27 protein-coding genes, 1 tRNA gene and 1 pseudogene are annotated in these 23774 nt (G+C 68.3%); 10 read left to right on the forward strand and 19 right to left on the reverse strand.

The genetic code is table 11. From position 1 onward, the window contains the following. The first annotated feature begins 190 nt into the window (after positions 1 to 190). Complete coding sequence (locus OB2597_RS06275; RefSeq protein ID WP_009804693.1) at positions 191 to 976, forward strand: ion transporter; 786 nt, start codon at positions 191 to 193, stop codon at positions 974 to 976. A gap of 66 nt (positions 977 to 1042) precedes the next feature. On the opposite strand, the gene OB2597_RS21795 is transcribed toward OB2597_RS06275, so the two are convergent. Beyond that, positions 1043 to 1126 (reverse strand) — tRNA-Tyr (locus tag OB2597_RS21795). 146 nt (positions 1127 to 1272) lie between these two features. Between OB2597_RS21795 and rlmB the strand changes: the two genes are divergently transcribed. Beyond that, on the forward strand, positions 1273 to 2064 hold the full coding sequence (gene rlmB / locus OB2597_RS06280) for a 23S rRNA (guanosine(2251)-2'-O)-methyltransferase RlmB (protein WP_040609172.1): 792 nt from the start codon (positions 1273 to 1275) through the stop codon (positions 2062 to 2064). 198 nt (positions 2065 to 2262) lie between these two features. Beyond that, on the forward strand, positions 2263 to 2736 hold the full coding sequence (locus tag OB2597_RS06285; protein WP_009804695.1) for a CoA-binding protein: 474 nt from the start codon (positions 2263 to 2265) through the stop codon (positions 2734 to 2736). 33 nt (positions 2737 to 2769) lie between these two features. Here OB2597_RS06285 and OB2597_RS06290 read toward each other — a convergent pair whose 3' ends face one another. The 3 genes and pseudogenes from OB2597_RS06290 to hisF all read right to left on the reverse strand — a co-directional run bounded on the left by OB2597_RS06290 (position 2770) and on the right by hisF (position 4486). Then, positions 2770 to 3300, reverse strand: a complete 531-nt coding sequence (locus OB2597_RS06290) for a VPLPA-CTERM sorting domain-containing protein (protein WP_084658636.1) — start codon at positions 3298 to 3300, stop codon at positions 2770 to 2772. 117 nt (positions 3301 to 3417) lie between these two features. Further along, positions 3418 to 3732: a phosphoribosyl-ATP diphosphatase gene (locus OB2597_RS06295; protein ID WP_009804697.1), complete on the reverse strand. Its 315-nt coding sequence runs from the start codon at positions 3730 to 3732 to the stop codon at positions 3418 to 3420. Further along, positions 3729 to 4486, reverse strand: a pseudogene (gene hisF, locus OB2597_RS06300) (imidazole glycerol phosphate synthase subunit HisF). The gene OB2597_RS06295 and the pseudogene hisF overlap by 4 nt, the downstream one beginning before the upstream one ends. A gap of 430 nt (positions 4487 to 4916) precedes the next feature. Here hisF and OB2597_RS06310 point away from each other — a divergent pair. Beyond that, complete coding sequence (locus OB2597_RS06310; protein ID WP_009804699.1) at positions 4917 to 5354, forward strand: DUF302 domain-containing protein; 438 nt, start codon at positions 4917 to 4919, stop codon at positions 5352 to 5354. On the opposite strand, the gene OB2597_RS06315 is transcribed toward OB2597_RS06310, so the two are convergent. Together OB2597_RS06315 and hisA are read right to left on the reverse strand one after the other, a co-directional pair. Beyond that, the gene (locus OB2597_RS06315; protein WP_009804700.1) at positions 5351 to 5698 is read right to left on the reverse strand and encodes a hypothetical protein; all 348 of its coding nucleotides are present in this window, start codon (positions 5696 to 5698) and stop codon (positions 5351 to 5353) included. The genes OB2597_RS06310 and OB2597_RS06315 overlap by 4 nt on opposite strands. Continuing rightward, complete coding sequence (hisA, locus tag OB2597_RS06320) at positions 5691 to 6416, reverse strand: 1-(5-phosphoribosyl)-5-[(5-phosphoribosylamino)methylideneamino]imidazole-4-carboxamide isomerase (protein ID WP_009804701.1); 726 nt, start codon at positions 6414 to 6416, stop codon at positions 5691 to 5693. The genes OB2597_RS06315 and hisA overlap by 8 nt, the downstream gene beginning before the upstream one ends. Before the next feature lie 120 nt (positions 6417 to 6536). Here hisA and OB2597_RS06325 point away from each other — a divergent pair, with 120 nt between their 5' ends. After that, a complete protein-coding gene (locus tag OB2597_RS06325; protein WP_009804702.1) occupies positions 6537 to 6923 on the forward strand; it encodes a DUF2147 domain-containing protein in 387 nt (128 codons plus the stop codon). A gap of 115 nt (positions 6924 to 7038) precedes the next feature. On the opposite strand, the gene hisH is transcribed toward OB2597_RS06325, so the two are convergent. The 4 genes from hisH to OB2597_RS06345 all read right to left on the reverse strand — a co-directional run bounded on the left by hisH (position 7039) and on the right by OB2597_RS06345 (position 10163). Beyond that, positions 7039 to 7671: an imidazole glycerol phosphate synthase subunit HisH gene (hisH, locus tag OB2597_RS06330; RefSeq protein WP_009804703.1), complete on the reverse strand. Its 633-nt coding sequence runs from the start codon at positions 7669 to 7671 to the stop codon at positions 7039 to 7041. Between the two features lie 54 nt (positions 7672 to 7725). Then, on the reverse strand, positions 7726 to 8313 hold the full coding sequence (hisB, locus tag OB2597_RS06335) for an imidazoleglycerol-phosphate dehydratase HisB (RefSeq protein WP_009804704.1): 588 nt from the start codon (positions 8311 to 8313) through the stop codon (positions 7726 to 7728). Positions 8314 to 8421: 108 nt separating this feature from the next. Beyond that, the gene (locus tag OB2597_RS06340) at positions 8422 to 8964 is read right to left on the reverse strand and encodes an RSP_2648 family PIN domain-containing protein (RefSeq protein ID WP_009804705.1); all 543 of its coding nucleotides are present in this window, start codon (positions 8962 to 8964) and stop codon (positions 8422 to 8424) included. Next, the gene (locus tag OB2597_RS06345) at positions 8961 to 10163 is read right to left on the reverse strand and encodes an RSP_2647 family RNA methyltransferase (protein WP_009804706.1); all 1203 of its coding nucleotides are present in this window, start codon (positions 10161 to 10163) and stop codon (positions 8961 to 8963) included. The genes OB2597_RS06340 and OB2597_RS06345 overlap by 4 nt, the downstream gene beginning before the upstream one ends. A 335-nt stretch (positions 10164 to 10498) precedes the next feature. Here OB2597_RS06345 and edd point away from each other — a divergent pair, with 335 nt between their 5' ends. Further along, positions 10499 to 12304 carry a phosphogluconate dehydratase gene (gene edd / locus OB2597_RS06350; protein WP_009804707.1) on the forward strand — a complete coding sequence of 602 codons (1806 nt, stop codon included), beginning with the start codon at positions 10499 to 10501 and terminating at the stop codon, positions 12302 to 12304. Positions 12305 to 12312: 8 nt separating this feature from the next. Beyond that, positions 12313 to 12957 carry a bifunctional 4-hydroxy-2-oxoglutarate aldolase/2-dehydro-3-deoxy-phosphogluconate aldolase gene (eda, locus tag OB2597_RS06355; protein WP_009804708.1) on the forward strand — a complete coding sequence of 215 codons (645 nt, stop codon included), beginning with the start codon at positions 12313 to 12315 and terminating at the stop codon, positions 12955 to 12957. Between the two features lie 10 nt (positions 12958 to 12967). Here the strand turns inward: eda and OB2597_RS06360 are convergent, their stop codons facing one another. The 3 genes from OB2597_RS06360 to OB2597_RS06370 form a co-directional block, all read right to left on the reverse strand. Next, a complete protein-coding gene (locus OB2597_RS06360) occupies positions 12968 to 13969 on the reverse strand; it encodes an LLM class flavin-dependent oxidoreductase (protein WP_009804709.1) in 1002 nt (333 codons plus the stop codon). 123 nt (positions 13970 to 14092) lie between these two features. Next, the gene (locus OB2597_RS06365) at positions 14093 to 14785 is read right to left on the reverse strand and encodes a M48 family metalloprotease (protein WP_009804710.1); all 693 of its coding nucleotides are present in this window, start codon (positions 14783 to 14785) and stop codon (positions 14093 to 14095) included. A 54-nt stretch (positions 14786 to 14839) separates the two neighbouring features. After that, positions 14840 to 15268 carry an OsmC family protein gene (locus tag OB2597_RS06370; RefSeq protein WP_009804711.1) on the reverse strand — a complete coding sequence of 143 codons (429 nt, stop codon included), beginning with the start codon at positions 15266 to 15268 and terminating at the stop codon, positions 14840 to 14842. Positions 15269 to 15430: 162 nt separating this feature from the next. On the opposite strand from OB2597_RS06370, the gene OB2597_RS06375 reads away from it, so the two are divergent. Next, positions 15431 to 15892 carry an OmpA family protein gene (locus OB2597_RS06375; RefSeq protein ID WP_009804712.1) on the forward strand — a complete coding sequence of 154 codons (462 nt, stop codon included), beginning with the start codon at positions 15431 to 15433 and terminating at the stop codon, positions 15890 to 15892. Continuing rightward, positions 15849 to 17006: a tetratricopeptide repeat protein gene (locus OB2597_RS20880; protein ID WP_009804713.1), complete on the forward strand. Its 1158-nt coding sequence runs from the start codon at positions 15849 to 15851 to the stop codon at positions 17004 to 17006. Before OB2597_RS06375 ends, OB2597_RS20880 begins: the two co-directional genes overlap by 44 nt. Here OB2597_RS20880 and OB2597_RS06385 read toward each other — a convergent pair. The 6 genes from OB2597_RS06385 to OB2597_RS06405 form a co-directional block, all read right to left on the reverse strand. Continuing rightward, positions 16977 to 18434 carry a hypothetical protein gene (locus OB2597_RS06385; protein ID WP_009804714.1) on the reverse strand — a complete coding sequence of 486 codons (1458 nt, stop codon included), beginning with the start codon at positions 18432 to 18434 and terminating at the stop codon, positions 16977 to 16979. The genes OB2597_RS20880 and OB2597_RS06385 overlap by 30 nt on opposite strands. A 93-nt stretch (positions 18435 to 18527) precedes the next feature. After that, on the reverse strand, positions 18528 to 19712 hold the full coding sequence (locus tag OB2597_RS06390; protein WP_009804715.1) for a vWA domain-containing protein: 1185 nt from the start codon (positions 19710 to 19712) through the stop codon (positions 18528 to 18530). Continuing rightward, complete coding sequence (locus OB2597_RS22245) at positions 19712 to 19879, reverse strand: hypothetical protein (RefSeq protein WP_009804716.1); 168 nt, start codon at positions 19877 to 19879, stop codon at positions 19712 to 19714. Before OB2597_RS22245 ends, OB2597_RS06390 begins: the two co-directional genes overlap by 1 nt. Before the next feature lie 20 nt (positions 19880 to 19899). Then, positions 19900 to 21300, reverse strand: a complete 1401-nt coding sequence (locus OB2597_RS06395) for a DUF2927 domain-containing protein (RefSeq protein WP_009804717.1) — start codon at positions 21298 to 21300, stop codon at positions 19900 to 19902. After that, positions 21297 to 21764 (reverse strand): GNAT family N-acetyltransferase, encoded by a 468-nt coding sequence (locus OB2597_RS06400; RefSeq protein WP_009804718.1) that lies wholly within the window; start codon positions 21762 to 21764, stop codon positions 21297 to 21299. The genes OB2597_RS06395 and OB2597_RS06400 overlap by 4 nt, the downstream gene beginning before the upstream one ends. 475 nt (positions 21765 to 22239) lie before the next feature. After that, positions 22240 to 23079, reverse strand: coding sequence for an AAA family ATPase (locus OB2597_RS06405; RefSeq protein ID WP_009804719.1), 840 nt, complete (start codon positions 23077 to 23079; stop codon positions 22240 to 22242). A 201-nt stretch (positions 23080 to 23280) separates the two neighbouring features. Between OB2597_RS06405 and dksA the strand changes: the two genes are divergently transcribed. After that, positions 23281 to 23703 carry an RNA polymerase-binding protein DksA gene (dksA, locus tag OB2597_RS06410; protein ID WP_009804720.1) on the forward strand — a complete coding sequence of 141 codons (423 nt, stop codon included), beginning with the start codon at positions 23281 to 23283 and terminating at the stop codon, positions 23701 to 23703. The last annotated feature ends 71 nt before the right edge of the window (positions 23704 to 23774 follow it).

Consider the following 23774-nt stretch of genomic DNA (forward strand, 5'->3'; position numbering starts at 1 on the left):
GATGCAAACCGTTCCCTCGCGGCGGATCGCGCCGCGGCAGGACCGCCGCGCGCGGTCGCGCCGGGCCCGCGGCCGCACCTCTCGCCTTGCGGGGCGGCGCCGCCGGTTGTGCTCGCCCCGGCGCGCCAGTATGGCCACTGCCGTGACCGATCCCGGCCCTCTTGGGGCAGTGAGCCAGGCAGGAGACACCATGACCGTCCGCGCGCGACTTGACGCCATACTCGACAGGCCCGCCACCCGTCATTTCATCACCGGCGTGATCCTGTTCAACGCGGTGATCCTGGGGCTCGAGACTTCGGACGCGGCGATGGCCAGGGCGGGCGGGCTGATCGTCCTGCTGGACCGGATCTGCCTGGGCATCTTCGTGATCGAACTGGGCCTGAAAATCCTTGCGCGCGGGCCCGCCTTCTTCCGCTCCGGCTGGAACGTCTTCGACTTCGTCATCGTCGGCATCGCGCTGATCCCCGCCGGGCAGGGGCTGTCGGTGCTGCGGGCGATGCGGATCCTGCGGCTCTTCCGGGTCGTATCGGTCGCGCCCACGCTGCGCCGGGTGGTCGAGGGATTCGTCAGCGCGCTGCCGGGCATGGCCTCGGTCTTTCTGCTGATGGCGCTGATCTTCTACATCGCGGCGGTGATGGCGACCAAGCTCTTCGGAGACAGGTTCCCCGACTGGTTCGGCACGATCCCGGAGTCGGCCTATTCCCTGTTCCAGATCATGACGCTGGAATCGTGGTCCATGGGCATCGTCCGCCCGGTGATGGAGGTCTATCCCTATGCATGGGCCTTCTTCGTCCCGTTCATCCTGATGACGACCTTCGCCGTGGTGAACCTGATCGTCGGCCTCATCGTGAACTCGATGCAGGAGGCCCATGCCGAGGAAACAAACGCCGCCACGGCGGATTACCGCGACGAGGTGCTCCACCGGCTCGACGCGATCGAGCGCATCCTGTCGGAGCAGCGCCAGAAGGGATCCTGATCCACGTCGATCGGGGCGATCGCCCGGGTCGGGTCCGCCGGCGCTGTCGGATTGCGTGGGGAAGGATGGTGGGCGACCCTGGAATCGAACCAGGCATGGGTCTCCCCGGCGGAGTTACAGTCCGCTGCCGCACCTTGCAGCTCGTCGCCCGATCGGGCCGGGCAGCAGGCCCGGCGCGGATCGTGAGGGGGTGATTACTAAGCGGCCCAGCAAGCGTCAACAGGAAATCTGCCACCGCTCTCGCCTCGGCTTCGCGGCGGTGATAGGGCTTGCGCGACGCAGCCCGGGGAATGGCGATGAAGAAACCGAAATGGGTCGTGGAAAAGGAACGCGGGCGCAAGGCGGCCGCCGAGGAGACAGTGTGGCTCTTCGGTCTGCACGCCGTGCGCGACGCGCTGATGAACCCCGCGCGCGAAAAGCTGAGGTTGATCGTGACGAAGAACGCGGCCGACAAGCTGGCCGATGCGATCGCCGCAGGAGGGATCGAACCGGAGATGGCCGATCCCCGCAGGTTCACCGCCCCGCTCGATCCTCAGTCGGTGCACCAGGGGGCCGCGCTCGAGGTGCGGCCGCTGGACTGGGGGAGCGTCGCCGAACGGTGCCTGGGCGACGGTGTCCGGCCGCCGCGCGTGGTGTTGCTGGACCGGGTGACCGATCCGCACAACGTCGGCGCCATCCTGCGCTCGGCCGAGGTCTTCGGGGCCCTGGCGGTGATCGGCATGCGCCATCATGCGGCGCCCGAGACCGGGGCGCTGGCCAAGACCGCCAGCGGGGCGCTGGAGCGGCAGCCCTACCTGCGAGTGCGCAACCTGGCCGACACGATCGTCGAACTGCAGTCGATGGGGTATCTGGTCCTGGGGCTGGATGGCGAGGCCGGGACAGAGCTTGAGGATGCCGTCGAGGGCCTGCGCGACCGCCCCGTGGCGCTGGTTCTGGGGGCCGAGGGGCCGGGCCTGCGCCCGAAGACCAGGGACACCTGCGACCGTCTGGTCCGCATCGCCTTTGCCGGCAGCTTCGGATCGCTGAACGTGTCGAACGCGGCGGCGGTCGCGCTCTACGCGGCGCGGGCCACGACCGGCTCGCGTTAACCCGACGTTCACATTCGTATTACAAGCTCTACCTACTCTGTCCCCGACTTCCTACCTGAAGTCGTGAGATGTCGGATCGGAACTCTGGCATTTCCTTTCACTGTCCCTCGTTCCGTACTGCGCCCGGGTTCCGCCCGGGCGCTTTTTTCCTGCCGATTTCCCATTGCGGCCGCGCCGGTCCGGCCTAATCTCGGGGTCATGAGCGAAACCTATTCCGATGCCTTTCTCCGGGGGGTGCTGCAGCGCACCCGCGTGATCGCCGTGGTCGGCGTCTCGATGAACCCTGTCCGGCCGAGTTACTACGTGGCGCGCTATCTCGCCCTCAAGGGCTTCACCGTCATTCCCGTCAATCCCGGCCACGCCGGCAAGGTCCTCTTCGGCCAGACGGTGCGGGCCGATCTGTCCGCGATCGAGGAGCCGGTCGACATGGTGGACATCTTCCGTCGCTCCGAATTCGTGCCCGACATCGTCGACGACGCGCTGGAGAGCCTTCCGGATCTGCGAACGATCTGGATGCAGATCGGCGTGTCGCACGAGGCGGCGGCCGAGACGGCACGGGCGAGGGGGGTGGACGTGATTATGAACCGCTGTCCTAAGATCGAGTATCAGCGTCTCTTTGGCGAGTTGCGCATGGGCGGGTTCAACACCGGCGTCATCTCGTCCAAATTGTGAAACCGGGGCGGGAGTGCCGCCCCGGTCCGGACGTCAGCCGCGCCGCGCGCGAAGCAGACCGAAGGCGCCCAGCCCGCCGATCAGCAGCGGAAGCCCCGCGGGCAGCGGCACTTCAGGAAAGTCGTACTGCGTCGTGTAGGCGGACGCGCCGACGGTGTATTTCGTGCCGTCGAAAGCGAGGTCGTCGTTCAACTCGGCCCAGAGGACACCGCCGGGCAACGAGACGCCGTTGACACCGTCCACCAGGACGAAATCGATGAATTCGAGCACGCCGCCGAAGAACTGGAATTCGGGAAAGTCCGGGTAGTGCACGTCGTTGGTCTCGTCGATCGTCACACCGCCATGGGCGAATTCGATCGAGAGGTCGGGCGGGATGAGAAACGTCACCGGGTCAACGACATCGTCGGTGTCCCAGCCGATCGTGCCGGTGATCGAGCGGCCGGAGAACGGGCCGGTGGTGGTGACGGTCACCTCGAGTTCGTAGCTGACCGGAGCGGCCTGCGCGGCGGCGCCGACGAACATCGCAGCGGTGGTGGCGAGGGCCGCGAGCAAAGTGGATTTCATGTCTGTCTCCAAAGTATTTTCAGCGCGAAAAAAGCTTTATGGAGTGATGCTACGCGGATTGCCGCGTAGAGGCAACGGTCATGATAAATTCATAATCAGGGGCTTGGCGGTCAAAGTTCAGCCGTTTCGGCCCTGTTTCTCCGCGATCCCCGAGGTGCCCTCGCGCCGGGCGAGCTCGGCCAGGACGTCCTCGAAGGCGACGTCCCGTGCGGTCAGCATCACCAGCAGGTGATAGAGCACGTCGGCGGCCTCGGCGGTCAGCCTCTCGCGGTCCCCCCGGACGGCCTCGATCACCGCCTCGATGGCCTCTTCGCCGAACTTCTCGGCGCATTTTTCGGGCCCGTCGGACAGCAGCTTGGCCGTCCAGGATGTTCCGGGGTCGGCGCCCCGGCGGGCGGCGATGGTGGTGGCGAGATCGTCCAGAATGCTCATTCCAGCCTCATGGGGATACCGGCGGCGGCCATGTGCTCCTTGGCCTCGCGGATGGAGTGTCGCCGAAATGGAAGATCGAGCCGCCAGGACGACGAGCACCGCCCTCCGTCACGCCCTCGACCAGGTGGTCGAGCGTGCCGACCCCGCCCGAGGCGATCACCGGCACCGCGACCGCGTCCGAGATCGCCCGCGTCAGCGGCAGGTTGAACCCCGCGCGGGTCCCGTCGCGGTCCATCGAGGTCAGCAGGATTTCTCCCGCGCCCTTGTCCGCGACCGTCTGCGCGAACTCCACGGCGTCGATCCCGGTTGGTTTACGCCCCCCGTGTGTGAATATCTCCCACCGGCCGGGGGTGACGGTCTTGGCGTCGATCGCCACGACGATGCATTGCGATCCGAAATGGTCCGCCGCCTCGGCCACGACATCCGGATTGGCCACGGCCGCCGAGTTGAACGAGACCTTGTCGGCCCCGGCCAGCAGCAGGTTGCGCACATCGGCCACCGTGCGCACGCCGCCGCCCACGGTGAGGGGGATGTAGCATTGCTCGGCGGTGCGGGTGACCACCTCCATCATCACGCCGCGATTCTCGTGCGTGGCATGGATGTCGAGAAAACAGAGTTCGTCCGCGCCCGCGGCGTCATAGGCACGGGCGGCGTCGACCGGATCGCCCGCATCGCGCAGGTCGACGAAGTTCACGCCTTTGACGACACGGCCATCGGCGACATCGAGGCAGGGGATGATGCGGGTCTTGAGCATGGCGCTTTCATAGGGCGCGGCGCGGGGGGGCGCAATCACCCGCTGCGCTGTGGAAGGACCGGGATCAGGAAGAAGAGCGGCAGGCACGGCCCAAGGCGCGGCCACCGCAGGGTGATCAGGCCGTGCCACGCCGGGATCACGGCCGCCGCGCGCGTCCCGCCCCGGTCATGTCCTACCGCGAGGCAGGGATGCCCGGCGGCCCCGGTCAGGGTGCAGCCATGCCGTTCGGCAAGCCGTCTCGACCCGACGACGCCGACCACTGGTGAAAGACGGATCGCCGGCACGAGCGTCTTGATATTGGCACGGGCGCGGAACAGCAGGATCTCTCTTGAATCGGTCCGCCTTGTCCCCTTCGCGGGCCGTCGTGCACGACCGGCCGGAACAGGCCGGGCCGGGGGGCGTTTGTCCGTCACAACCGAAAGGATGCCCCATGTTCAGACCCGTACTTGCCGCCTGCCTGCTCGCCGCCGTGCCCGCCCATGCCGATTACGAGCGTCGGGAGGCGCAGGGCAGCGTCTCCGACGCCATGGACCGCCTGACCGCCGCCGCGGAAGAGGCGGGCGCCACGATCTTCGCCCGCATCGACCACGCCGGAGGGGCGACCGGTGCCGGAATGGAACTCCGGCCCTCCGAGCTGCTGATCTTCGGCAACCCCATGCTCGGCACCATGGCCATGCAGGAAGATCCCCTGGCTGGCCTCGTCCTGCCGATGAAGATGCTGGCCTACGAGGACGCGGAGGGAAAGGTGTGGATCGCCTACGAAGAGGTCGAGGAGATGTTCGACGATCTCGACGTGGACGACGATCTGGACGTCCTGGACAAGATGGAGGACGCGCTCGAGAACCTGTCGCGCGCGGCGGCAGGCTAGACCCGGCGCGCCCTGCGCCGCGTCAGGTATTCCGCCAGCCCCGCCAGCGGCACCGCCACCGGGCCGGCGACGAGGCCCGGCAGGGTCAGCAGCACGGCGAACCGGCCGAGGGCCATCGCGCGCTCGGTCGCGGGCGTCGGCGTGGCGCAGATCATGTCGCGGAAGGAGCCGCCGGCGCAGCCGAGCATCCCGGCCACGACCTGCATGACCAGAACGACGAGGATGGCGAGCGCGGTCAGCCCGCCCATCCCCGTCAGCAGATAGCGGGAGCCCCTGAACCGGCAGACCCGGCCTGCGCCCGTCACGACGAGCGACAGCGCCAGGGGCAGCAGCAGATCAGTCATTCCGGAGAAGCGCCAGCGCCTCCGCGAGGTCGATCGCTCCGTCATAGAGCGCCCGGCCCGAGATCGCGCCGTCCAGCGGCGCGCCGCACGCCTTGAGCGCCCGCAGATCGTCCAGCGACGACACCCCGCCCGAGGCGATGACCGGGATCGAGACGGCCCCGGCCAGTGCGGCGGTCGCCGGGATGTTCGGCCCCTGCATTGCGCCGTCGCGGTTGATGTCGGTGTATATGATCGCGGCGACGCCGGCATCCTCGAACGAGCGGGCGAGATCGGTCACCGTCACGTCCGTCTCTTCGGCCCAGCCCTTGGTGGCGACGCGCCCGTCGCGGGCGTCGATGCCGATGGCGACCTGACCGGGGAAATTCCGCGCCGCTTCGCGCACCAGGGCGGGGTTCTCGACCGCCACGGTGCCCAGGATAACCCGGGCCAGCCCCTTGGACAGCCACATCTCGATTGTCGCAAGATCGCGAATGCCGCCGCCGAGCTGCGCCGGAACCTTCGTTCTTTCGAGGATCGCCTCGACCGGCGCCGCATTGACCGGCGTGCCCGCGAAGGCCCCGTTCAGGTCGACCAGGTGCAGCCATTCGCAGCCGGCCGCGACGAAGGCCTCGGCCTGGGCGGCGGGATCGTCGTTGAAGACGGTGGCCTGGTCCATGTCGCCCTTGTAGAGCCGCACGGCCTTGCCGTCCTTGAGGTCGATGGCGGGATAGAGAAACATGTGCGGGCCCTTTCCTGTCGTGGCCGCGGTTATGCATGACGTCACGGGACATGCAACCCGGGCTTGTGACGGCGCGGATTGCGCGGCAGGATCCGCCCGGAAAAGGGAGGAGAGACGAAAATGCGGAATCTGATGGTTGCACTGGCCGGGCTGGTGCTGAGCGCCGGCGCGGCCCTGGCCGATCCGGTCGAGGGCACCTGGCAGACCCAGGTCGATGACGGCGCCTATGCCCATGTCAGGATCGCGCCCTGCGGTCCGGCCTATTGCGGGACGATGACACGGACCTTCAATTCGGATGGCGAGTACAAGTCGCCCAACCTGGGCAAGCAGCTTGTCCGGGACATGAAGCCTGTCGGCGGCGGCAAGTACGAGGGAAAGGTCTGGCGGCCGTCCAACGACAAGATCTACTTCGGCAAGCTGGAACTCGCGGGCGACAGGCTGAAGATGAAGGGCTGCGTCGCGGGCGGGCTGATCTGTTCGGGCCAGACCTGGGCCAGGGTGAACTGAGCGCCGCGCGCCGTCACCCCCCGGGCCTGATCCGGGGGGGCGGGGCCTCAGGGACCGGGGCTCGTCATTCTCGGGCCCGGCCCGGGGACGACACGCGCCCGGTCCACGCGTCCGCTCAGGGCGACCACGTAAGGAAATTCGCGATCATCCGGAGCCCGGTCTGCTGGCTCTTTTCGGGATGGAACTGCGTGCCCACCATCGTGTCGCGGCCGATGATCGCGGTGACCGGGTGGCCGTAATCCACATGCGCCAGCAGCTGCTCGGGCGCGGCGACCGCCATGTGATAGCTGTGGACGAAATAGGCGTGCTGCCCGGTCTCGATCCCGGCCAGAACCGGGTGCGGGCGGTCGATCACCAGGTCGTTCCACCCCATGTGCGGCACTTTCAGCCCCTCGGCCCCGATCCGGGCAACCTCGCCATCGATCCAGCCCAGCCCGGCCGTCTCTTCGTACTCATGCCCGATCCGTGCCATGAGCTGCATGCCGACGCAGATCCCCATGAAGGGCCGCGCCTTGTCCTCGACCATCTCGCGCAGCGCGTCGTAGAGGTTCTCGCGCCCCTTCAGCGCCCGCGCGCAGGCGGGAAAGGCGCCGTCGCCGGGCAGGACGATCCGGTCGGCGCGGCGCACGTCCTCGGCGCGGTCCGACACGATAACCTCGCCGCCGCCGACCTCGCGCGCCATGCGCTGAAAGGCCTTCTCGGCGGAATGCAGGTTCCCGCTTTCATAGTCGATCAGGACGGTGAGCATCCGGTTCTCCTTGCCACGCCAGTGCAGGTGCCGCGAAACGGCGGGCGGGTCAAGTCAGAGCGAGCCCTTGGTCGAGGGGATGGCGTCGCCCTTGCGCGGATCGGTCTCGACGGCCATCCGCAGCGCCTGGGCCACCGCCTTGAAGGCCGCCTCGGCGATGTGGTGGGCATTCACTCCGTGCAGCATGTCCACATGCAGGGTGATGCCGCCGTGGGTCGCCAGAGCCTGGAAGAATTCACGCACCAGTTCGGTGTCGAAGGTGCCGATCTTGGGCGTCGGCAGCGCGACGTTCCACACCAGGAAGGGACGCCCCGACAGATCGAGCGCGGCACGGACAAGGGCATCGTCCATCGGCAGCAGGCACGAGCCGTACCGCCGGATGCCGCGCTTGTCGCCAAGCGCCTGCGTCAGGGCCTGCCCGATGGCGATGCCGCAATCCTCGACCGTATGGTGATCGTCGATGTGCAGATCGCCCTTGCAGCGGACGTCCATGTCGATCAGCGAATGGCGCGCCAGCTGGTCGAGCATGTGGTCGAAGAACCCCACGCCGGTCTGCATCTCGTAGCGTCCCGTCCCGTCGAGGGACAGGCTGACGTCGATCTCGGTCTCTGCCGTCTTGCGGCTGATCTTGGCGCTGCGCATGGGGCCTCCGTAATGTCGGGCGATGTATAGGCGGCGGGGGTCGCGGCGGAAAGCGAAAGGCGCAGGTGGAGAAAATTCCGTTGCGAGGCGCGGCTTTGGCGCATCGCCCTACCGCTCAAGGGCCTTGCCGAACCGGGGCAGGCGGGCCTTCTTCATCAGGTTCCGCATGGTCCAGCCCTCGTCCGAGAGCCGGCGCGCCTCGGCCAGCACGGCCCCGGCCGCGTGGCGCGTCACCTCGGGCCGGGCCTCGAAGAACCCCAGCAGAAGCGTGTCGGGATCGGCGCGTGTCAGCCCCTCTTCGGCCAGGATGTTGCGGGGGAAGTCCTTGGCGTTCATCGTCACGATCCCGTCGGCATGACCGGCGACGGCGGCGGCCAGCACGTGGATGTCCGCCGGATCGGGCAGCCAGAGCCGGTTTTCCAGCCCCTCGGGCACCGTGACCGAGGCGCGGGGAAAGGCCGCGTTCGCCATCGCCGCCTCGCTCCGCGCCTGCATTTCCTGAACGGGGTCGATGCGGGCGGCCGCGCGGGCCCATTCCTCGAGCAGCCGGGCCGACCAGAGCGGCTGGTACAGCCCGGCGCGGGCCGTGGCCAGCAGCACCTCGCGCATCACGGTCGGGTAGAGGACGCAGGCGTCGAGAACCAGTTTCATAGCCGGAAGAACAGCGCCTTGAGATAACCGCTTTCGGCCAGTTGCGGGTGCACGGGGTGATCGGCCCCGGCGAAACCGGTATGAATCAGCTGCGCCGTTCGTCCGGTGCGGTAGAGCCCCCGGCCGATCCCGCGGATCGAGGCCATGCGGAACCGATCGAGATCCGCCGCATGCGAGCAGGAACAGAGTGCCAGGTATCCGCCGGGCCGGACAAGGGGCGCAGCCAGCCGGGCGACCCGCTCATAGGCGCGCAGCCCCGCGTCCAGCGCCTGTTTCGACGGTGCGAAGGCGGGCGGGTCGCAGATGACGAGATCGAAGTCTTCGCCTTCTTCGGCCAGCGCGGCCATCACCTCGAAGGCATCGCCCCGCCGGGTGTCGAACCGGTCCCCGAGACCGCTTTGCCCCGCGCCTTCGGTCGCGAGATCGAGCGCCGGTTGCGATCCGTCCACCGCCAGCGCCGAAGATGCCCCGGCGGCGAGCGCGGCGAGGGCGAAGCCGCCGACATGCGAGAACACGTCGAGCACCTGCGCGCCCCGTGCCAGACCCGCGGCGAAGGCGTGGTTGGGGCGCTGGTCGTAGAAGAGCCCCGTCTTCTGCCCGCCCGTCAGGTCGGCCATGTAGGTCGCGCCGTTCATCCGTACCGCAACCGGCGCCCCCGGCGCCTCGCCCGCGAGCACCGCGTCCCTGTCGTCCAGCCCCTCGAGCCCGCGGGCCCGGCCCGCTGCGCTCTTGAGGACATGCGTGACGCCCGTGACCCGGAGAAGCGCCGCGGTCAGCATCTCGATATGCCGTTCGGCCCAGGCGGCATTGGGCTGCACGACGCAGCTGTCGCCGAAACGGTCGATCACGATCCCCGGAAGCAGGTCTGCCTCGGCATGGACGAGCCGGTAAAAGGGCTGATCGTGCAGCCTCTCGCGCAGCGCGAGGGCCCGGGTCAGCCGTTTGGCGAACCACTCCTCGTCCAGTTCGGTCACCTCCGGCGTATCGAGTACGCGGCCGACGATCCGCGATCCCGTGTTTGCCGCCACCAGGGCCATGGGGGTTCGCCCCGCATCCTCGAGCACGGCCAGCGCACCGGCGGGAATCGCCTTGGTCCTCCGGTCGAGCACCAGTTCGTTGTCGTAGACCCAAGGATAGCCGAACCGGATGCGGCGCGGGTCCATCTTCGGTTTCAATCTGAGCACGGGCAGGTCGGTCATGCCTTCCTCTACCCCGATCCGGTGGCCGCCGGAAGGGGCGGCCTTGCCTCTCGTCGGGGCGGCGTCTAGCCTGTTCCCATGGTCCGGTGACAGGCGTCAGGCGAAGCCGCAAAGACGAGAGAGGCCCGCCGGTTGCCACCGCCGGTCCCGTCGCGCCGGAACCGCGGGACGGCTGGCGAATTCGACAACAGAAGGCGGTGCGCGACCGAAGGCCCCGCGGCGCAGTCGACGCGGGTCGCAGCCAGAGGCGCCGTCACGGAGTATCCCGCAGATGGCGCCCGCATTGTTACCGCTAACAAAGCCTGTTAGGTTGAGATGAAGAACAGGAGACGCCCATGCCGTTGAATCCGACCATCGCCAAGGTGACCGACAGGATCATCGAACGCTCCTCCGACACGCGCCGGCGATACCTCGACCGGCTGGACGCCGCGGCCGATGCCGGTCCGGTCAGGGCGCATCTCTCGTGCGGCAACCAAGCCCACGCCTATGCGGGCGTTCCGGACGACCAGGATGCCCTGGCCGGGGGGAAGGCCGCGAACATCGGCATCGTGACCGCCTACAACGACATGCTGTCGGCCCATCAACCCTTTGAACGGTTTCCCCATCTGATCCGCGACACCGCCCGCGCCAAGGGGGCGACCGCGCAGGTGGCCGGCGGCGTGCCGGCCATGTGCGACGGCGTCACGCAGGGGCAGCCGGGGATGGAGCTTTCGCTTTTCTCTCGTGATGTCATCGCATTGGCGGCCGGTGTTGCGATGTCGCACAACTGCTTTGATGCATCGCTTTACCTTGGCGTATGCGACAAGATCGTGCCGGGCCTCGTCATGGCCGCGGCAACCTTCGGACATATCCCCGCGGTCTTCCTGCCCGCCGGCCCCATGCCGAGCGGCCTGCCCAACGACGAGAAATCCCGCGTCCGCCAGCAGTTCGCCGCCGGTGAGATCGGCCGCGACGAGCTGATGGCGGCCGAAATGGCCTCGTACCATTCGCCGGGCACCTGCACCTTCTACGGCACCGCCAATTCCAACCAGATGCTGATGGAATTCATGGGCCTGCACCTGCCCGGCGCCTCCTTCGTCAATCCCAATACGCCCCTGCGCGACGCGCTGACGGTGGCGGGTGTCGAGCGCTCGCTCGAGATTACCGCGCTCGGCAACGACTACCGTCCGGCGGGGCGCGTTCTGGATGAAAAGGCCTTCGTCAACGGCATCGTCGGCCTGATGGCCACGGGCGGATCGACCAACCTGGTGCTGCACATGCCGGCCATGGCCCGCGCCGCAGGCATCCTGCTCGAGCTCGAGGATTTCGACGAGATCTCGCAGGCGACGCCGCTTATGGCCAAGGTCTATCCCAACGGGCTGGCGGACGTGAACCACTTCCACGCCGCGGGCGGCCTGGGCTACATGATCGGCGAGTTGATCGAGGCGGGCCTGCTGCACGACGACACCCTCACCATCGCGCCAGGTGGACTTACATCGTATGCCCGGGAGCCGAAGCTGGTGGACGGCCGCCTCAGCTATGGCGAGGGCGCACGCAAGAGCGAGAACGAGAAGATCCTCCGCCCGCCGCATGACCCGTTCCAGAAGACGGGCGGACTCAAGCGCCTCTCGGGCAACCTCGGCTCGGGGATCATGAAGGTCTCGGCCGTCGCGCCCGAACGCCACGTGATCGAGGCGCCAGCCCGCGTCTTCGAGGACCAGGCGCAGGTGAAAGACGCCTTCAAGGCGGGGGAATTCACGCAGGACACCGTAGTCGTGGTCCGCTTTCAGGGACCCAAGGCGAACGGGATGCCGGAGCTCCACAGCCTGACGCCGACGCTGTCCGTGCTGCAGGATCGCGGTCTCAAGGTCGCGCTGCTGACCGATGGTCGCATGTCCGGCGCGTCGGGCAAGGTGCCCGCCGCCATCCACGTCGCCCCCGAAGCCGCCGAGGGCGGACCCTTGTCGAAAATCCGCGACGGGGACGTGATCAGCGTCGATGCGGTGAGCGGCAGGATCGACGTGCTGACGGAAGGTGCACTGGACCGCGCCCCGGATCGCCCGGACCTGTCGGCCAACGGCCACGGTATCGGTCGCGAGCTCTTCGAGGTCTTCCGCCAGAATGCCGGCCCGGCGACGTCCGGCGCGGCCAACATCGTCTGAGGTGTAACATGAGCATCACCCCGCAAAAGGCCAGCAACACGAGCGAAAAGCTGTGCCGAACCGCCCCGGTCATCCCCGTGCTGGTCGTCGATGACGCCGCCCAAGCCCGACCTCTGGCCACGGCTTTGGTCGCGGGCGGTCTGCCGGTGCTCGAGGTCACGCTGCGTACGCCCGCCGCCCTGGACGTGATCCGCGAGATGGCCGGCGTGCCGGGCGGCATGGTCGGGGCGGGCACGATCCTGACCCCCGAGGACGCCGAACGCGCGGTCGAGGCGGGCGCGACCTTCGGCGTCTCGCCCGGGGCGACCGACCGGCTGCTGGATGCGGCGGAACGCCTGGGCCTGCCGATGCTGCCGGGCGCCGCCACGGCGAGCGAGGCGATGCGACTGCTCGAACGCGGCTACCGGGTGCAGAAATTCTTTCCGGCCGAGGCCTCGGGCGGGGCCAGCGCGCTGAAGGCCTTCGCCTCGCCCCTGCCGCAGATCCTCTTCTGCCCGACGGGCGGCGTGACCCCCGACAATGCCGGCGACTATCTCGCCCTGCCGAACACCGCCTGCGTCGGCGGCTCCTGGGTGGCGCCCAAGGACAAGGTCGAGGCCGGGGACTGGGCCGGGATCGAATCCCTCGCCAGAACCGCGTCCCGGCTGGGCTGAACCGGTCGCCTCAGACCGAGGCCACCGCCCCGAGGTCGCGCAGCACGCGCGCGGCGATGCCGACCGATTTCAGCCGGGCCGCATGGCCGTGGATCTGCGCATTCACCATCACCTCGTCGGGCTGGTAGGTTTCGAGGATCGTCGCGGTCTGGCGCTTGACCATCTCTTCCGACCCGATGGCGCTGACCGTGAACCGCGTCTGCGCGGCGGCGATCCAGCTGGGCTCAAGGTGATCCTCCAGCCGCTCGACGGGCCGGGGCAAGGGCCCCGGCATACCCGCGCGCAGTCTGGCGAAACCCAGCACGGCCGAGGATTGCCAGTAGAGCGCCTCTTCCTCGGTTTCGGCGGCGAAGACGTTCATCGCCACCATAAAATGCGGCTTGTCCAGGTAGGCCGAGGGCTGGAAGCTGCGGCGATAGACCTCGCCCGCCTCGGCCAGCATCTCGGGCGCGAAATGCGAGGCGAAGGCATAGGGCAGGCCCAGATGCGCCGCCAGTTGTGCTCCATAGAGCGACGACCCGAGGATCCAGATCGGCACCCCGGTGCCCGTGCCCGGGATCGCGCGCACGCGCTGGCCCTCTTCAGCCGGACCGAGATGGGCCAGCAGCTCCAGCACGTCCTGCGGAAAGGTGTCCTGCTGCGACATGTGGCGGCGCAGGGCACGGGCGGTTTCCATGTCGGTTCCGGGCGCCCGACCGAGGCCGAGGTCGATGCGGTCGCCGTGGATCGTGGCGAGCGTGCCGAACTGCTCGGCGATCACCAGCGGCGCATGGTTTGGCAGCATGACGCCCCCCGAGCCGACCCGGATCCGCGAGGTCGCCCCCGCGATATGCCCGATCAGCACCGAGGTCGCGGACGAGGCGATGCCGGGCATGTTGTGATGTTCGGCCAGCCAGAGCCGGTGATAGCCCTGGCCCTCGGCGTGCTGGGCCAGGGACACCGAGTTCGCGATCGCATCGCGCGCCGTGCCGCCCTCGGGGATCGGCGCCAGGTCGAGCAGGGAATACCGCATGTCGTCTCCTTCTGTGGCGGTCTCCAGACATAGGCGCGCGCGAACCGGCGCGCCAGACCGTGCGGCGCATCAGGCGGGGTTGCACGAAGATCGACCGCCGGCCCCGTCGCGGCGCATGGCAGATCAGTTCGGGTCGGGTTGCCATTTTGCGGTGAGGTTCCGGATGGCCGCAATCCGCTCTTCCGGTTTGGGATGGCTCAGCAGCCAGGCCGGCGCCGCGCCCCGGTTGCTCTGCGTCAGCTGCGCCAGTTTCTCGAAGAGCGAGATCTGGTGCGTCGTGCCGATGCCGGACTTGGTCAGCAGGGCGGCGGCATAGGCATCGGCCTCGTACTCGTCGCTGCGCGAGAGACGCGCCGCCAGAAGCGAGGTCAGCAGCCCCGCGATCCAGCCGCCGATCCCGGGCAGGAGGCGGCTCAGGATCATCCCGAGGGCCGACCGCAGGGCGTTCTGCCCCGAAAAGTCGATCAGCCGCCGGCGTGTGTGGTTCAGTGCCACGTGTCCCAGCTCATGCGCGATGACCGAGGCGATCTCTTCGGCCGTCACGTCTCCGGCGTTGTACTTGTTGAGAAACCCGCGGGTGAGAAAGATGCGCCCGTCCGGAACGGCCATTCCGTTGACCGGCTCGATCTCGTAGATGTGAACCTTGATCCGCGGCAGGTCCAGCGCCTCGGCCATGCGGGTCGTCAGCTTGGCGAGGCGCGGATCGGCGAGTTCGGTCGATTTCCGGTCCAGTTCCTTCTTCAGCCGCCAGGTCGAGAATTGCCAGGCGATGAGGCCGTAGAGGATGGCCAGCAGGATCGGGGTGAAGCGCAGCATGCACCCGATATGGGGCAGGGCGCGGCCATGGGCAAGCCGCACCCTGCAAGGGCATCAGGCGAGTTTCGCATCCAGCGTGATCTCGGCCCCCTTGAAAAGCTTCGACATCGGGCAGCCCGCCTTGGCGTTCTCGGCCGCTTCCTTGAACTTGGCTTCTTCAACGTCGGGGATCTTCGCCGTCAGGTCCAGGTGGATCGACATGATCTCGAATCCGTCCTCGACCTTGTCCATCGACACGGTCGCCTTGGTAGAGATCTCCTCGGCCTCCATCCCGGCCTGTTCCAGCTGCAGCGACAGCGCCATCGAGAAACAGGCGGCATGGGCCGCGCCGGCCAGTTCCTCGGGGTTGGTGCCCGGTTCGCCCTCGAACCGCTGCTTGAAGCCGTAGGGTTGCTTGTCGAGCGCGCCGGATTCGGTGGACACCATGCCCGAACCACCCTTGATGGTGCCGTTCCAGATGGCAGAGCCGTGTTTCTTGATCATGTCGGTTTTCCTTTTCCGAAGTTGCGGTCCAGCTGAATGAGAGCGCGCGGGGCGCCGATTTCAATGTTGCAGGAGATGAAACAATTTCCCTCCTGGATCGTAATTGATGCATAGGGCTTGTTCGAATTCAGGGCGGGCTGCACCAGATGACAAAGGCTAGCCATGACATTTCGATACGCATTGACCTTGCTAACGGTCTTCGCCCTGCCCGCAGCGGCCCAGACCTCTGATCCCGTGATCGTGAAAGAGACCGCGCCGGCGACCTCGGCCCGGACCGGGCCGGAGGCCGCGCAGGACGAGGGGCTCCAGGTCTATTTTCCATCCGGCGTTTCGAGCCTTTCGCAGCAGGCTGCGGCCAAGCTCGACCGGGCCGCCCGCCTGTACCGCGACGGCAACCCGATCGTCATGATCGTTTCGGGCAATGCCGACACGGTAGGCAGCGCGGCGGCCAATCTCGACCTGTCGCTGCGGCGCGCCCGGACGGTGGCCAGTGGACTGGTCAGCCGCGGCATTCCCATCGACCGGCTCCAAGTGGTGGGACGCGGCAACAGCGAACTGCCCGTACCGACGGAGAATGGCGTTGCGAATTCCGAGAATCGTTCCGTGTCCATCACCTGGCGCTAGCGCGCTGATCCTGGCGCTGCTCGGCGCGCCGGGGCCGCTGCTTGCGCAATATGCCGATGGAGAGGCCGCCTATGCCGCGCGGGACTGGGCGGCGGCCCGCGACCTCTGGACCGAAGAGGCGCGTCAGGGGTCGGCCCGGGCGGTTCTGGGGCTGGGCAATCTCCGCGATTTCGGGCTGCTCGGTCCGCCGGATCCGGCCGGGGCCTTCGACCTCTACGCCCAGGCGGCGCGGCTCGGCCTGCCCGAGGCCGCGTTCAACGTCGCCGTCATGCGGGATTCCGGCACCGGAGTGGCCATGGATCGCCGGGCCGCCGCCGCCTGGTATTCCTTCGCGGCGGTCGCGGGCCATGCGCGGGCCGCCTATAACCTCGGTCTGCTCCATGCCGAGGGCAACGGCCTGCCCCAGAACCCAGCCCTGGCCGGCTACTGGCTGGATGCGGCCGGACCGGACGTTCCCGCCGCCGCCAAGGCGCGGGACGCCTTGCCCGAAGCCATCGTCGGCGCCCTGACCGCGCCCGACCCGCTCGGAGCCTTGCGCGTCGACCGCGAGGGCGGACAGGGCCTGCGGGTGGCCTGGGCCTCGGCGCCGACCGGGCAGAATGCGCGTTTCGTCGTGCAGGTCGCACTGGTGGCCGAGGCGGGCGCCGTGCCGCTGGACGACCGGACGATCAACGGGTCCGCGACGGAGATCGACCTGCCCAAGGGGGCCGAGATCCTGTGGCGCGTCGCGACGGTGCGGGACGGGAGTTACGCGGCCTCTCCCTGGCAGGACATGGCCGGAGACGCGGCGGACCGCCCTCCGTCGGGCCGCCTCGTTCTGGAAACCCGCCCCGGCGACCGCAGGGCCGCCGCCCTCGCGCAGCGTCTCGGCCCGGTCTTCGGGCGCGCCGGCGTGATGGTGAGCTATCGTGAGGCGTCGGGCGACGGATCGGAGGGCTTTGTCCGGTTCGGTTATGCGCCTGATCGGGAATTCGCAGCCGACATCGCCACTGTGGTGCCCGGGGTCGAGCGCGTCGACCGGGAGGCCGCGGGCAGCGCTCCGGGCGAGGTGGTCGTCCGTCTGGTCTTCGACGGTGACGCGGCTTCAGTCGGCGGCGAGATGAACCTCGAGTGACCCGGCTTCCGGGGCGGGAACCATTCCGCGCAGATCCACGGCCTTGCCACCCAGCCTGTCCGCCACGTCGCGGGCGGCGGCCGTGTCCGCGTCATGAAAGTAATGTACCTGCGTGACGTCCGGGGCAAAGCGCGTGTCGCGGCGGGCGATGTCCCGGATCGGCATGCCGGACAACAGCCCTGCGAGCCGCGAGGCCGGGTCCGCCCCGATCACGACCAGGCTGTAGGCCGGCGCCGCGCGCGCCTGAACGGCCGGCGGGGTCTGCGGCGCCGACAGGGCGGGCGCCGTCGGGCTGCCCGGGCGTCGCACCAGGCCCGCCACGCCGGGCAATCCGAAGGGCCGAAGGCTTGCCACGCGCAGCCCGCGGCCCGGCTGGTCCGGCGCCAGCCCCTGCACGCGAGGGACCCGCGACACCGGGCCAAGGTCGCGGGGCGCATCGAAACGCCGGGCCGGCTCGGCAAGGCGCGACAGCTGCCCCGCCCCCGGCCGACCAGGAACGAGGGACGCGCCGCGCAGCGCAGACCCGTCCAGCGCACCGGCGGGCGGCGCGATGAGCCGCAGGGTGCCGGGCGAGAGCATGGCCGTGGTCAACCTTGGCCCCAGGCCCGGCATCGACGGCGGGACGTCGTGCGGCGGCGGCGACCCGAATGCGCCGTCCGGATCGGTCCGGACGGGCGGGGCCGCGACGACGGGAACGGCCGGCGGCCCGCTGGTCGGGGCCGGAGCCGTCAGCGCCGGGGCATCGGACAGCAGGGCTGGGGCGACGGCAGAGAGGCGCGGCCCGGTATCCGCTTCGCCGGCAACTTCCCAGATCACGTAGCCGGCTGCGCACAGCCCGGCCAGAACCACCCCGGCGAGGATCAGGGCCGGGCGGCGCCGCCTGGACCGCGAAGCGGAGCGCGCGTCGTCCGCCCCGATCGAGGCGAAGAGCTCTTGCGGTGTCGCGAGCGGCGGGTCGGCGGGGGCGAGCTCGGGCAGGATCGCGCGGGCCGGCACGGCCGGGCCGGTCGTCTCCTCCATCCGGTGGAATCCGGCGTCGGCTTCGGGACCGGGATCGGGGCCGGGGTCCGGGTCCGGGTCCGGGTCCGGGCCGCCGGAGCGGAGGTTGCTCATCGCCTGCGCCATGAACTGCCCCGGGAGCGTGTCCTCGCGCCCGGCGGAGGACGCCCCCGGGACGCCCTGACCGGTTGCGCCCGGTCCCCCGCGCTCGGGGCGTGGCGCGGGGTCCGCGGAAGCGGCCGGGGCGGTTTCACCGGCGATCAGCGGCCTGACGGGCAGCGTCTCCGCCTTGTCCTTGCGGGCCGCCAGGACCTTTTCGCGTTGCCTGCGCGCTTCCTCCAGCCGCTTGTCCCAACGGCCGGACTTGAGCTGCCGCACGCCCTGCGTGGCCGCGGCCGGATCGGTGCTATCGGTATCTTTGCGACTCATGTCGGATCGCCCCCCAGGCGGCCCCATCATACACGGATCCGACCCTTCCGGGGTTTCGTCACCGGGAACAATTAATTTACCAGGTGGAAAGGCTCAGCGTGTCAGCTCTTTCATGCCCTTCTCGAGACCGGCGAGGGTCATCGGCACCATCTGGTCCTCGAAGACATCCCGGATCATCTTGATGGACTGTGTATAGTCCCAGTACTTCTCGGGCACCGGGTTGATCCAGAGGTTCGAGGTCCACTGGTTCCGGCAGCGCTCCAGCCAGACCTGACCCGCCTCCTCGTTCCAGTGCTCGTTCGCGCCGCCGGGATAGGCGATCTCGTAGGGCGACATCGAGGCGTCGCCGACAAAGATGCACTTGTAGTCCGGCCCGTAGGTCCGCAGCACCTCCCAGGTCGGCGTCTGTTCGGTCCAGCGGCGGCGGTTGTCGCGCCACACGCCCTCGTAGAGGCAGTTGTGGAAATAGTAGTATTCCAGGTGCTTGAACTCGGTCTTCGCGGCCGAAAAGAGCTCTTCCACCACCTTGATGTGCGGATCCATGGACCCGCCCACGTCGAGGAACAGCAGCACCTTGACCGCGTTGCGGCGCTCGGGCCGGACCTTGACGTCGAGATAACCGTGTTCCGCCGTCGCGCGGATCGTCCCGTCGAGGTCCAGTTCCTCGTGCGCCCCGTCGCGCGCCCATTTGCGCAGCCGCTTCAGCGCCACCTTGATGTTGCGCGTCCCCAGTTCGACCGTGTCGTCGAGATTCTTGAACTCGCGCTTGTCCCAGACCTTGACGGCCCGCTGGTGCCGGGATTTCTCCTGACCGATGCGCACGCCCTCGGGGTTGTAGCCATCCGCCCCGAAGGGCGAGGTGCCGCCGGTGCCGATCCACTTGTTGCCGCCCTGATGCCGGCCCTTCTGCTCTTCCAGCCGCTTCTTCAGCGTCTCCATGAGCTTGTCGAACCCGCCGAGCGCTTCGATCTCGGCCTTCTCTTCCTCGGAGAGGTGCTTTTCGGCCATCGAACGCAGCCAGTCGGCCGGCAGGTCGACCTTTTCCAGCATCTCGTCGAAGCTGATCTGGTCGAGCCCCTCGAAGGTCTTGGCGAAAGCCACGTCGAACTTGTCGAGGTTCCGCTCGTCCTTCACCATCGCCGACCGGGCGAGATAGTAGAACCCCTCGGGGTCGTAGGTGATCAGATCGGCGCGCATCGCCTCGAGAAAGCTGAGGTATTCACGCAGCGACACCGGCACGGCGTGATCGCGGAGGGTCTGGAAGAAGGGAATGAACATCAGATCAGCGTCCGGTCGAGGATGAGGGTCACGAATAGCCCGATCAGCCCGAACAGCATCGCATGCACGACGGCATATTGCAAAACATCGGCCGTCCGCCCCTTGCGGGACTTCGCGCGCCAGCCTCCGTACAGGGCGCCGATCAGCACCCCCGCGATCATCAACATGCCTTGGCCTTTCCGGGGCCTCAGCCCCTCACGCTGGCCGGGCGCAGCGCCGCGATCTCGTTCAGCTTGGCGCGGACCGCCCAGTCCGGCCCGAATCCGTAGCGCGCCCAGCCCAGACTGTCCAGTCGGACCGAGCCGGCCGCGCCGTCCTGCCCCGTCAGTTCCAGCGCCTCGGCACGCAGCATCTGGATCGAGGCCAGCAGCGCGGCATTTTCGCTCTGATGCGCGACGGCGTCCTGCCCCTCAAGCAGGGCGAGGGCGCGGGTGCCGTCCCCGCCGTGGATGGCATGGGCGGCGAGCTGCGCCGCCACATGGGCCGCATGGGTCGCCGTTTCGGGCCGCGCGCGATAGAGCCGCAGGGCCCGGGTGAGATGCGCATAGGCGGCCTCCCGGTCGTAGCTCTGGATCAGCCGTGCGACGGTGAAGTGCGAGAAAGCCAGCCGGTGATCCTGCCAGCCGCTGTTGCGCGCGATCATCAGCGCGCGATTGGCCGCCGCGCTGCGCCCGGCGACCGTGCCGCGGGGGCCGAGCGCGGACTGGATCGACTCGATCCAGTCGGTCGGCGTGTCCGGCAGGAACCGGGCCGCGCGCCCGTTGCCCTGCGGGTTGAGCCGGGCCAGAACGCCGGGCAGGGCGCGGGCCACCTGGTCGCGGCGCATGCCCGAGCGCAGCTCGGGCGCGTAGGTCGCGCGCAGCACCAGCATGTCGAACCCGGTCAGCACCGTGTTCATGTTGTCGTCGTTGAACGTGCTGTCGGGCAGCCGGTAGAGATCGTTCAGCGGCCCGAGCGCCTGCGCCAGTTCCTCGTGCAGGCAATCGCGGCTTTCCTGCGGGCTGACGTCGTTCGGCACGATGACCGCGATCGTCTCGCGCACGCGCAGCTGCGCCCAGTCCGTGTCGCCCCGCCGGCGGGCGGCGTGGTACTGGCCGAGATCGGTGATCCCCGGCACGACGAAGCAGGCGGCCTGCGGCAGGTGCTTGCGAATCTCCCTGCCCGGGACGGCCTGCACGATGATCTGGTTCGGACCGCGCCCGAAGTCGATGTCGATCCGGGCCTCGCTCCGCAACCGCGCCAGCAGCCGGCGCAGATCCTCGGTCATGCCCGGGGCCGGCTGGCCTGTCACCGCCACCCGGATCGGTCCCTCGAACCGGGTGAAGGCGGGCAGGTCGCGGCCGGATTCCAGCCGGAACGACAGGTCGAGGATGTCGCGGGCGATGGCGATGTTCGACCGTGTCGGCGCCGAGGGGCGCGGCGCGGCGAAGACCTTCATCGGGGGCAGGGTGGGCAGGCTGGCTTGGGCCAGCCGCGTCGGCGTCTCGTCCGAGAGGCGCAGACCGGACTTCGGCGCATCCATCGGACCGAAACAGGCCGAGAGCGCCAGAACCATCGGGGCGAACCGCAGCACCGACCGCAGCCTCATTGCGGCCTCTGGTACTTGATGAAATCGGTCTGCCGCGCGATCCGGTCATAGAGTTTGCGGGCGGTGGCGTTGCCCTCCTGCGTGAGCCAGTAGACCGAGGGCGCCCCGGCCTCGTCCGCCGCCGCGTAGACGGCGGTGATCAGCGCGGCGCCGATCCCGCGGCCGCGAACCTCGGGATCGGCATAGAGATCCTGGAGGTAGCAGACCGGCTCTTCCCGCCAGCCGTGGCGGTGGAACAGGTAGTGGACCAGCCCGACGGGCCTGTCCCCGAGCCGCGCGAGAAAGCCGCGGAATTCTCCGGTCTCGCCCGACAGCAGACGCTGAAAGGCGAGATCGTACATCGCCTCGGAGAGGGTGGTGTCGTAGAACGCGAGATACCCCTGCCACAACCGGCCCCACTGGGGACGGTCGGCCCGCTCCACGGGCCGGATGGTCAGGGACTCGGCCGCCGCCGGTCCTGCCATGAAACACTGCTCCAACTCGTGACCGGCGGGATGTTTCCCCCGTCCGGCCTTTTATTATGTGGTCCCGGTTGTCCCGGAATCCGGGCCGATTTGTCCGGCCTGAATCGACTATGCCCCTGAAGCGGCTTTGTGAAAAGGAAACTTTCCCGCCGGGCGCGGGATCGGGGCCAATCGTAAATCGACTGTTAAGATCTGCTGCGCGGCGGCCTCGCGCGATGGCCCGGCGGCCGGCCCGGGGTCGACCCGGGCCTTTCCGGGCATCCGCGTGCCGGTCATCCGCGGGCTCGATCCGAGGATGTCCCCGCACCTCGCGCGTCGTTCATCCACGGTCCCGCCGCGAAGGTGACGAGGGCGAAGCGTTGCGCAACGACGTGTGAAGCGCGCGCCGGAGGGCAGTGCGGTCCGGCGCGACAGGGGGCAAGAGATCCTCGGGGCGACCCCGAGGATGACGTGAAGAGGGGCGTGGAGCGCCGTCCTACCGCTGACCGCGCGCCAGGAAGGCCAGCCGTTCGAACAGGTGCACGTCCTGTTCGTTCTTCAGCAGCGCCCCGTGCAGCTTGGGCAGCGCGTTGGCACCGTCCCGCTTGAGGTCGCCGGGCTGGAGGTCCTCGGCCAGCAGCAGCTTGAGCCAGTCCAGAACTTCGGAGGTCGACGGCTTCTTCTTCAGTCCCGCGGTCTCGCGCAGCTCGAAGAACTGCGTCAGCGCGGTGGTCAGCAGCTCTCCCTTGATGCCGGGATGGTGCACTTCGACGATCCGCTTCATCGTCTCCATGTCCGGGAACCGGATGTAGTGGAAGAAGCAGCGGCGCAGGAAGGCGTCGGGCAGTTCTTTTTCGTTGTTCGAGGTGATGATGACGATCGGCCGATGCCTGGCGCGGATTGTCTCGCCGGTCTCGTAGACGTGGAACTCCATCCGGTCGAGTTCCTGCAGCAGGTCGTTGGGAAACTCGATGTCGGCCTTGTCGACCTCGTCGATCAGCAGCACGACCTTCTCGTCCGACTCGAACGCGGTCCAGAGCTTGCCCTTGCGGATGTAGTTCTTGACGTCATGCACCTTTTCCTCGCCCAGCTGGCTGTCTCGCAGACGGCTGACCGCGTCGTATTCGTAGAGCCCCTGCTGCGCCTTGGTCGTGGACTTGATGTTCCATTCGATCATCTGCAGCCCGAGGCTCTCCGCCACCTGCCGCGCCAGTTCGGTCTTGCCGGTGCCCGGCTCGCCCTTGACCAGCAGGGGACGTTCCAGCGTGACTGCGGCGTTGACCGCGACCTTCAGGTCGTCGGTGGCGACATAGCTGTCGGTGCCTTGGAATTTCATGAAATTGCGGCCTCTTCGATAACGTTTCCGGCGGACGATAATCCTTTCCGGAGACCCGTGCAACGTGACCCGGCACCCGACCCCGGGGGCGGAAATGTGTAGTGACAACGTCCGGCAATAGGAGTAACAGCACCCGCGTAAGGGGACCCGTTGACCGGCCAGTGTTTTGCAGCTGGTCACGGAACGACTAGGGAGCCAAGAATGAAAGCAGAGACTTTTCTGCCAGAAGACTATCGTCCCGCCGAGGACGAGCCCTTCATGAACGAGCGACAGACCGAATATTTCAGACGCAAATTATTGGCTTGGAAAGAAGAAATTCTGCTCGACAGCCGTGACACCGTCGAAGGTCTCCAGGAAAATACGCGGAACATCCCGGACGTCGCCGATCGCGCCTCCGAGGAGACGGACCGCGCGCTCGAGCTTCGTACGCGGGATCGCCAGCGCAAGCTGGTCGCCAAGATCGACTCTGCCCTGCGCCGGATCGACGAGGGCGAATACGGCTATTGCGACGTGACCGGCGAGCCGATTTCGCTCAAGCGCCTCGACGCGCGCCCGATCGCCACCATGAGCCTCGAGGCGCAGGAACGGCATGAGCGGCGTGAAAAGGTGCATCGCGACGATTGACCACCCGCATCGCGTGTGATCTTCGAAGGCGCCGGGGCGATGGTCCCGGCGTTTTGCGTAACGGACCCCGC

This window comes from Pseudooceanicola batsensis HTCC2597 (genome assembly GCF_000152725.1).
GTDB classification, from domain to species: Bacteria; Pseudomonadota; Alphaproteobacteria; order Rhodobacterales; family Rhodobacteraceae; genus Pseudooceanicola; species Pseudooceanicola batsensis.

Excerpts from the sequence above, each read along its gene's own strand:
- OB2597_RS06275 (WP_009804693.1), top strand. The coding sequence starts at position 191 with ATGACCGTCCGCGCGCGACTTGACGCCATACTCGACAGGCCCGCCACC.
- rlmB (WP_040609172.1), top strand. The coding sequence starts at position 1,273 with ATGAAGAAACCGAAATGGGTCGTGGAAAAGGAACGCGGGCGCAAGGCG.
- OB2597_RS06285 (WP_009804695.1), top strand. The coding sequence starts at position 2,263 with ATGAGCGAAACCTATTCCGATGCCTTTCTCCGGGGGGTGCTGCAGCGC.
- OB2597_RS06290 (WP_084658636.1), bottom strand. The coding sequence starts at position 3,300 with ATGAAATCCACTTTGCTCGCGGCCCTCGCCACCACCGCTGCGATGTTC.
- OB2597_RS06295 (WP_009804697.1), bottom strand. The coding sequence starts at position 3,732 with ATGAGCATTCTGGACGATCTCGCCACCACCATCGCCGCCCGCCGGGGC.
- OB2597_RS06310 (WP_009804699.1), top strand. The coding sequence starts at position 4,917 with ATGTTCAGACCCGTACTTGCCGCCTGCCTGCTCGCCGCCGTGCCCGCC.
- OB2597_RS06315 (WP_009804700.1), bottom strand. The coding sequence starts at position 5,698 with ATGACTGATCTGCTGCTGCCCCTGGCGCTGTCGCTCGTCGTGACGGGC.
- hisA (WP_009804701.1), bottom strand. The coding sequence starts at position 6,416 with ATGTTTCTCTATCCCGCCATCGACCTCAAGGACGGCAAGGCCGTGCGG.
- OB2597_RS06325 (WP_009804702.1), top strand. The coding sequence starts at position 6,537 with ATGCGGAATCTGATGGTTGCACTGGCCGGGCTGGTGCTGAGCGCCGGC.
- hisH (WP_009804703.1), bottom strand. The coding sequence starts at position 7,671 with ATGCTCACCGTCCTGATCGACTATGAAAGCGGGAACCTGCATTCCGCC.
- hisB (WP_009804704.1), bottom strand. The coding sequence starts at position 8,313 with ATGCGCAGCGCCAAGATCAGCCGCAAGACGGCAGAGACCGAGATCGAC.
- OB2597_RS06340 (WP_009804705.1), bottom strand. The coding sequence starts at position 8,964 with ATGAAACTGGTTCTCGACGCCTGCGTCCTCTACCCGACCGTGATGCGC.
- OB2597_RS06345 (WP_009804706.1), bottom strand. The coding sequence starts at position 10,163 with ATGACCGACCTGCCCGTGCTCAGATTGAAACCGAAGATGGACCCGCGC.
- edd (WP_009804707.1), top strand. The coding sequence starts at position 10,499 with ATGCCGTTGAATCCGACCATCGCCAAGGTGACCGACAGGATCATCGAA.
- eda (WP_009804708.1), top strand. The coding sequence starts at position 12,313 with ATGAGCATCACCCCGCAAAAGGCCAGCAACACGAGCGAAAAGCTGTGC.
- OB2597_RS06360 (WP_009804709.1), bottom strand. The coding sequence starts at position 13,969 with ATGCGGTATTCCCTGCTCGACCTGGCGCCGATCCCCGAGGGCGGCACG.
- OB2597_RS06365 (WP_009804710.1), bottom strand. The coding sequence starts at position 14,785 with ATGCTGCGCTTCACCCCGATCCTGCTGGCCATCCTCTACGGCCTCATC.
- OB2597_RS06370 (WP_009804711.1), bottom strand. The coding sequence starts at position 15,268 with ATGATCAAGAAACACGGCTCTGCCATCTGGAACGGCACCATCAAGGGT.
- OB2597_RS06375 (WP_009804712.1), top strand. The coding sequence starts at position 15,431 with ATGACATTTCGATACGCATTGACCTTGCTAACGGTCTTCGCCCTGCCC.
- OB2597_RS06385 (WP_009804714.1), bottom strand. The coding sequence starts at position 18,434 with ATGAGTCGCAAAGATACCGATAGCACCGATCCGGCCGCGGCCACGCAG.
- OB2597_RS06390 (WP_009804715.1), bottom strand. The coding sequence starts at position 19,712 with ATGTTCATTCCCTTCTTCCAGACCCTCCGCGATCACGCCGTGCCGGTG.
- OB2597_RS22245 (WP_009804716.1), bottom strand. The coding sequence starts at position 19,879 with ATGTTGATGATCGCGGGGGTGCTGATCGGCGCCCTGTACGGAGGCTGG.
- OB2597_RS06395 (WP_009804717.1), bottom strand. The coding sequence starts at position 21,300 with ATGAGGCTGCGGTCGGTGCTGCGGTTCGCCCCGATGGTTCTGGCGCTC.
- OB2597_RS06400 (WP_009804718.1), bottom strand. The coding sequence starts at position 21,764 with ATGGCAGGACCGGCGGCGGCCGAGTCCCTGACCATCCGGCCCGTGGAG.
- OB2597_RS06405 (WP_009804719.1), bottom strand. The coding sequence starts at position 23,079 with ATGAAATTCCAAGGCACCGACAGCTATGTCGCCACCGACGACCTGAAG.
- dksA (WP_009804720.1), top strand. The coding sequence starts at position 23,281 with ATGAAAGCAGAGACTTTTCTGCCAGAAGACTATCGTCCCGCCGAGGAC.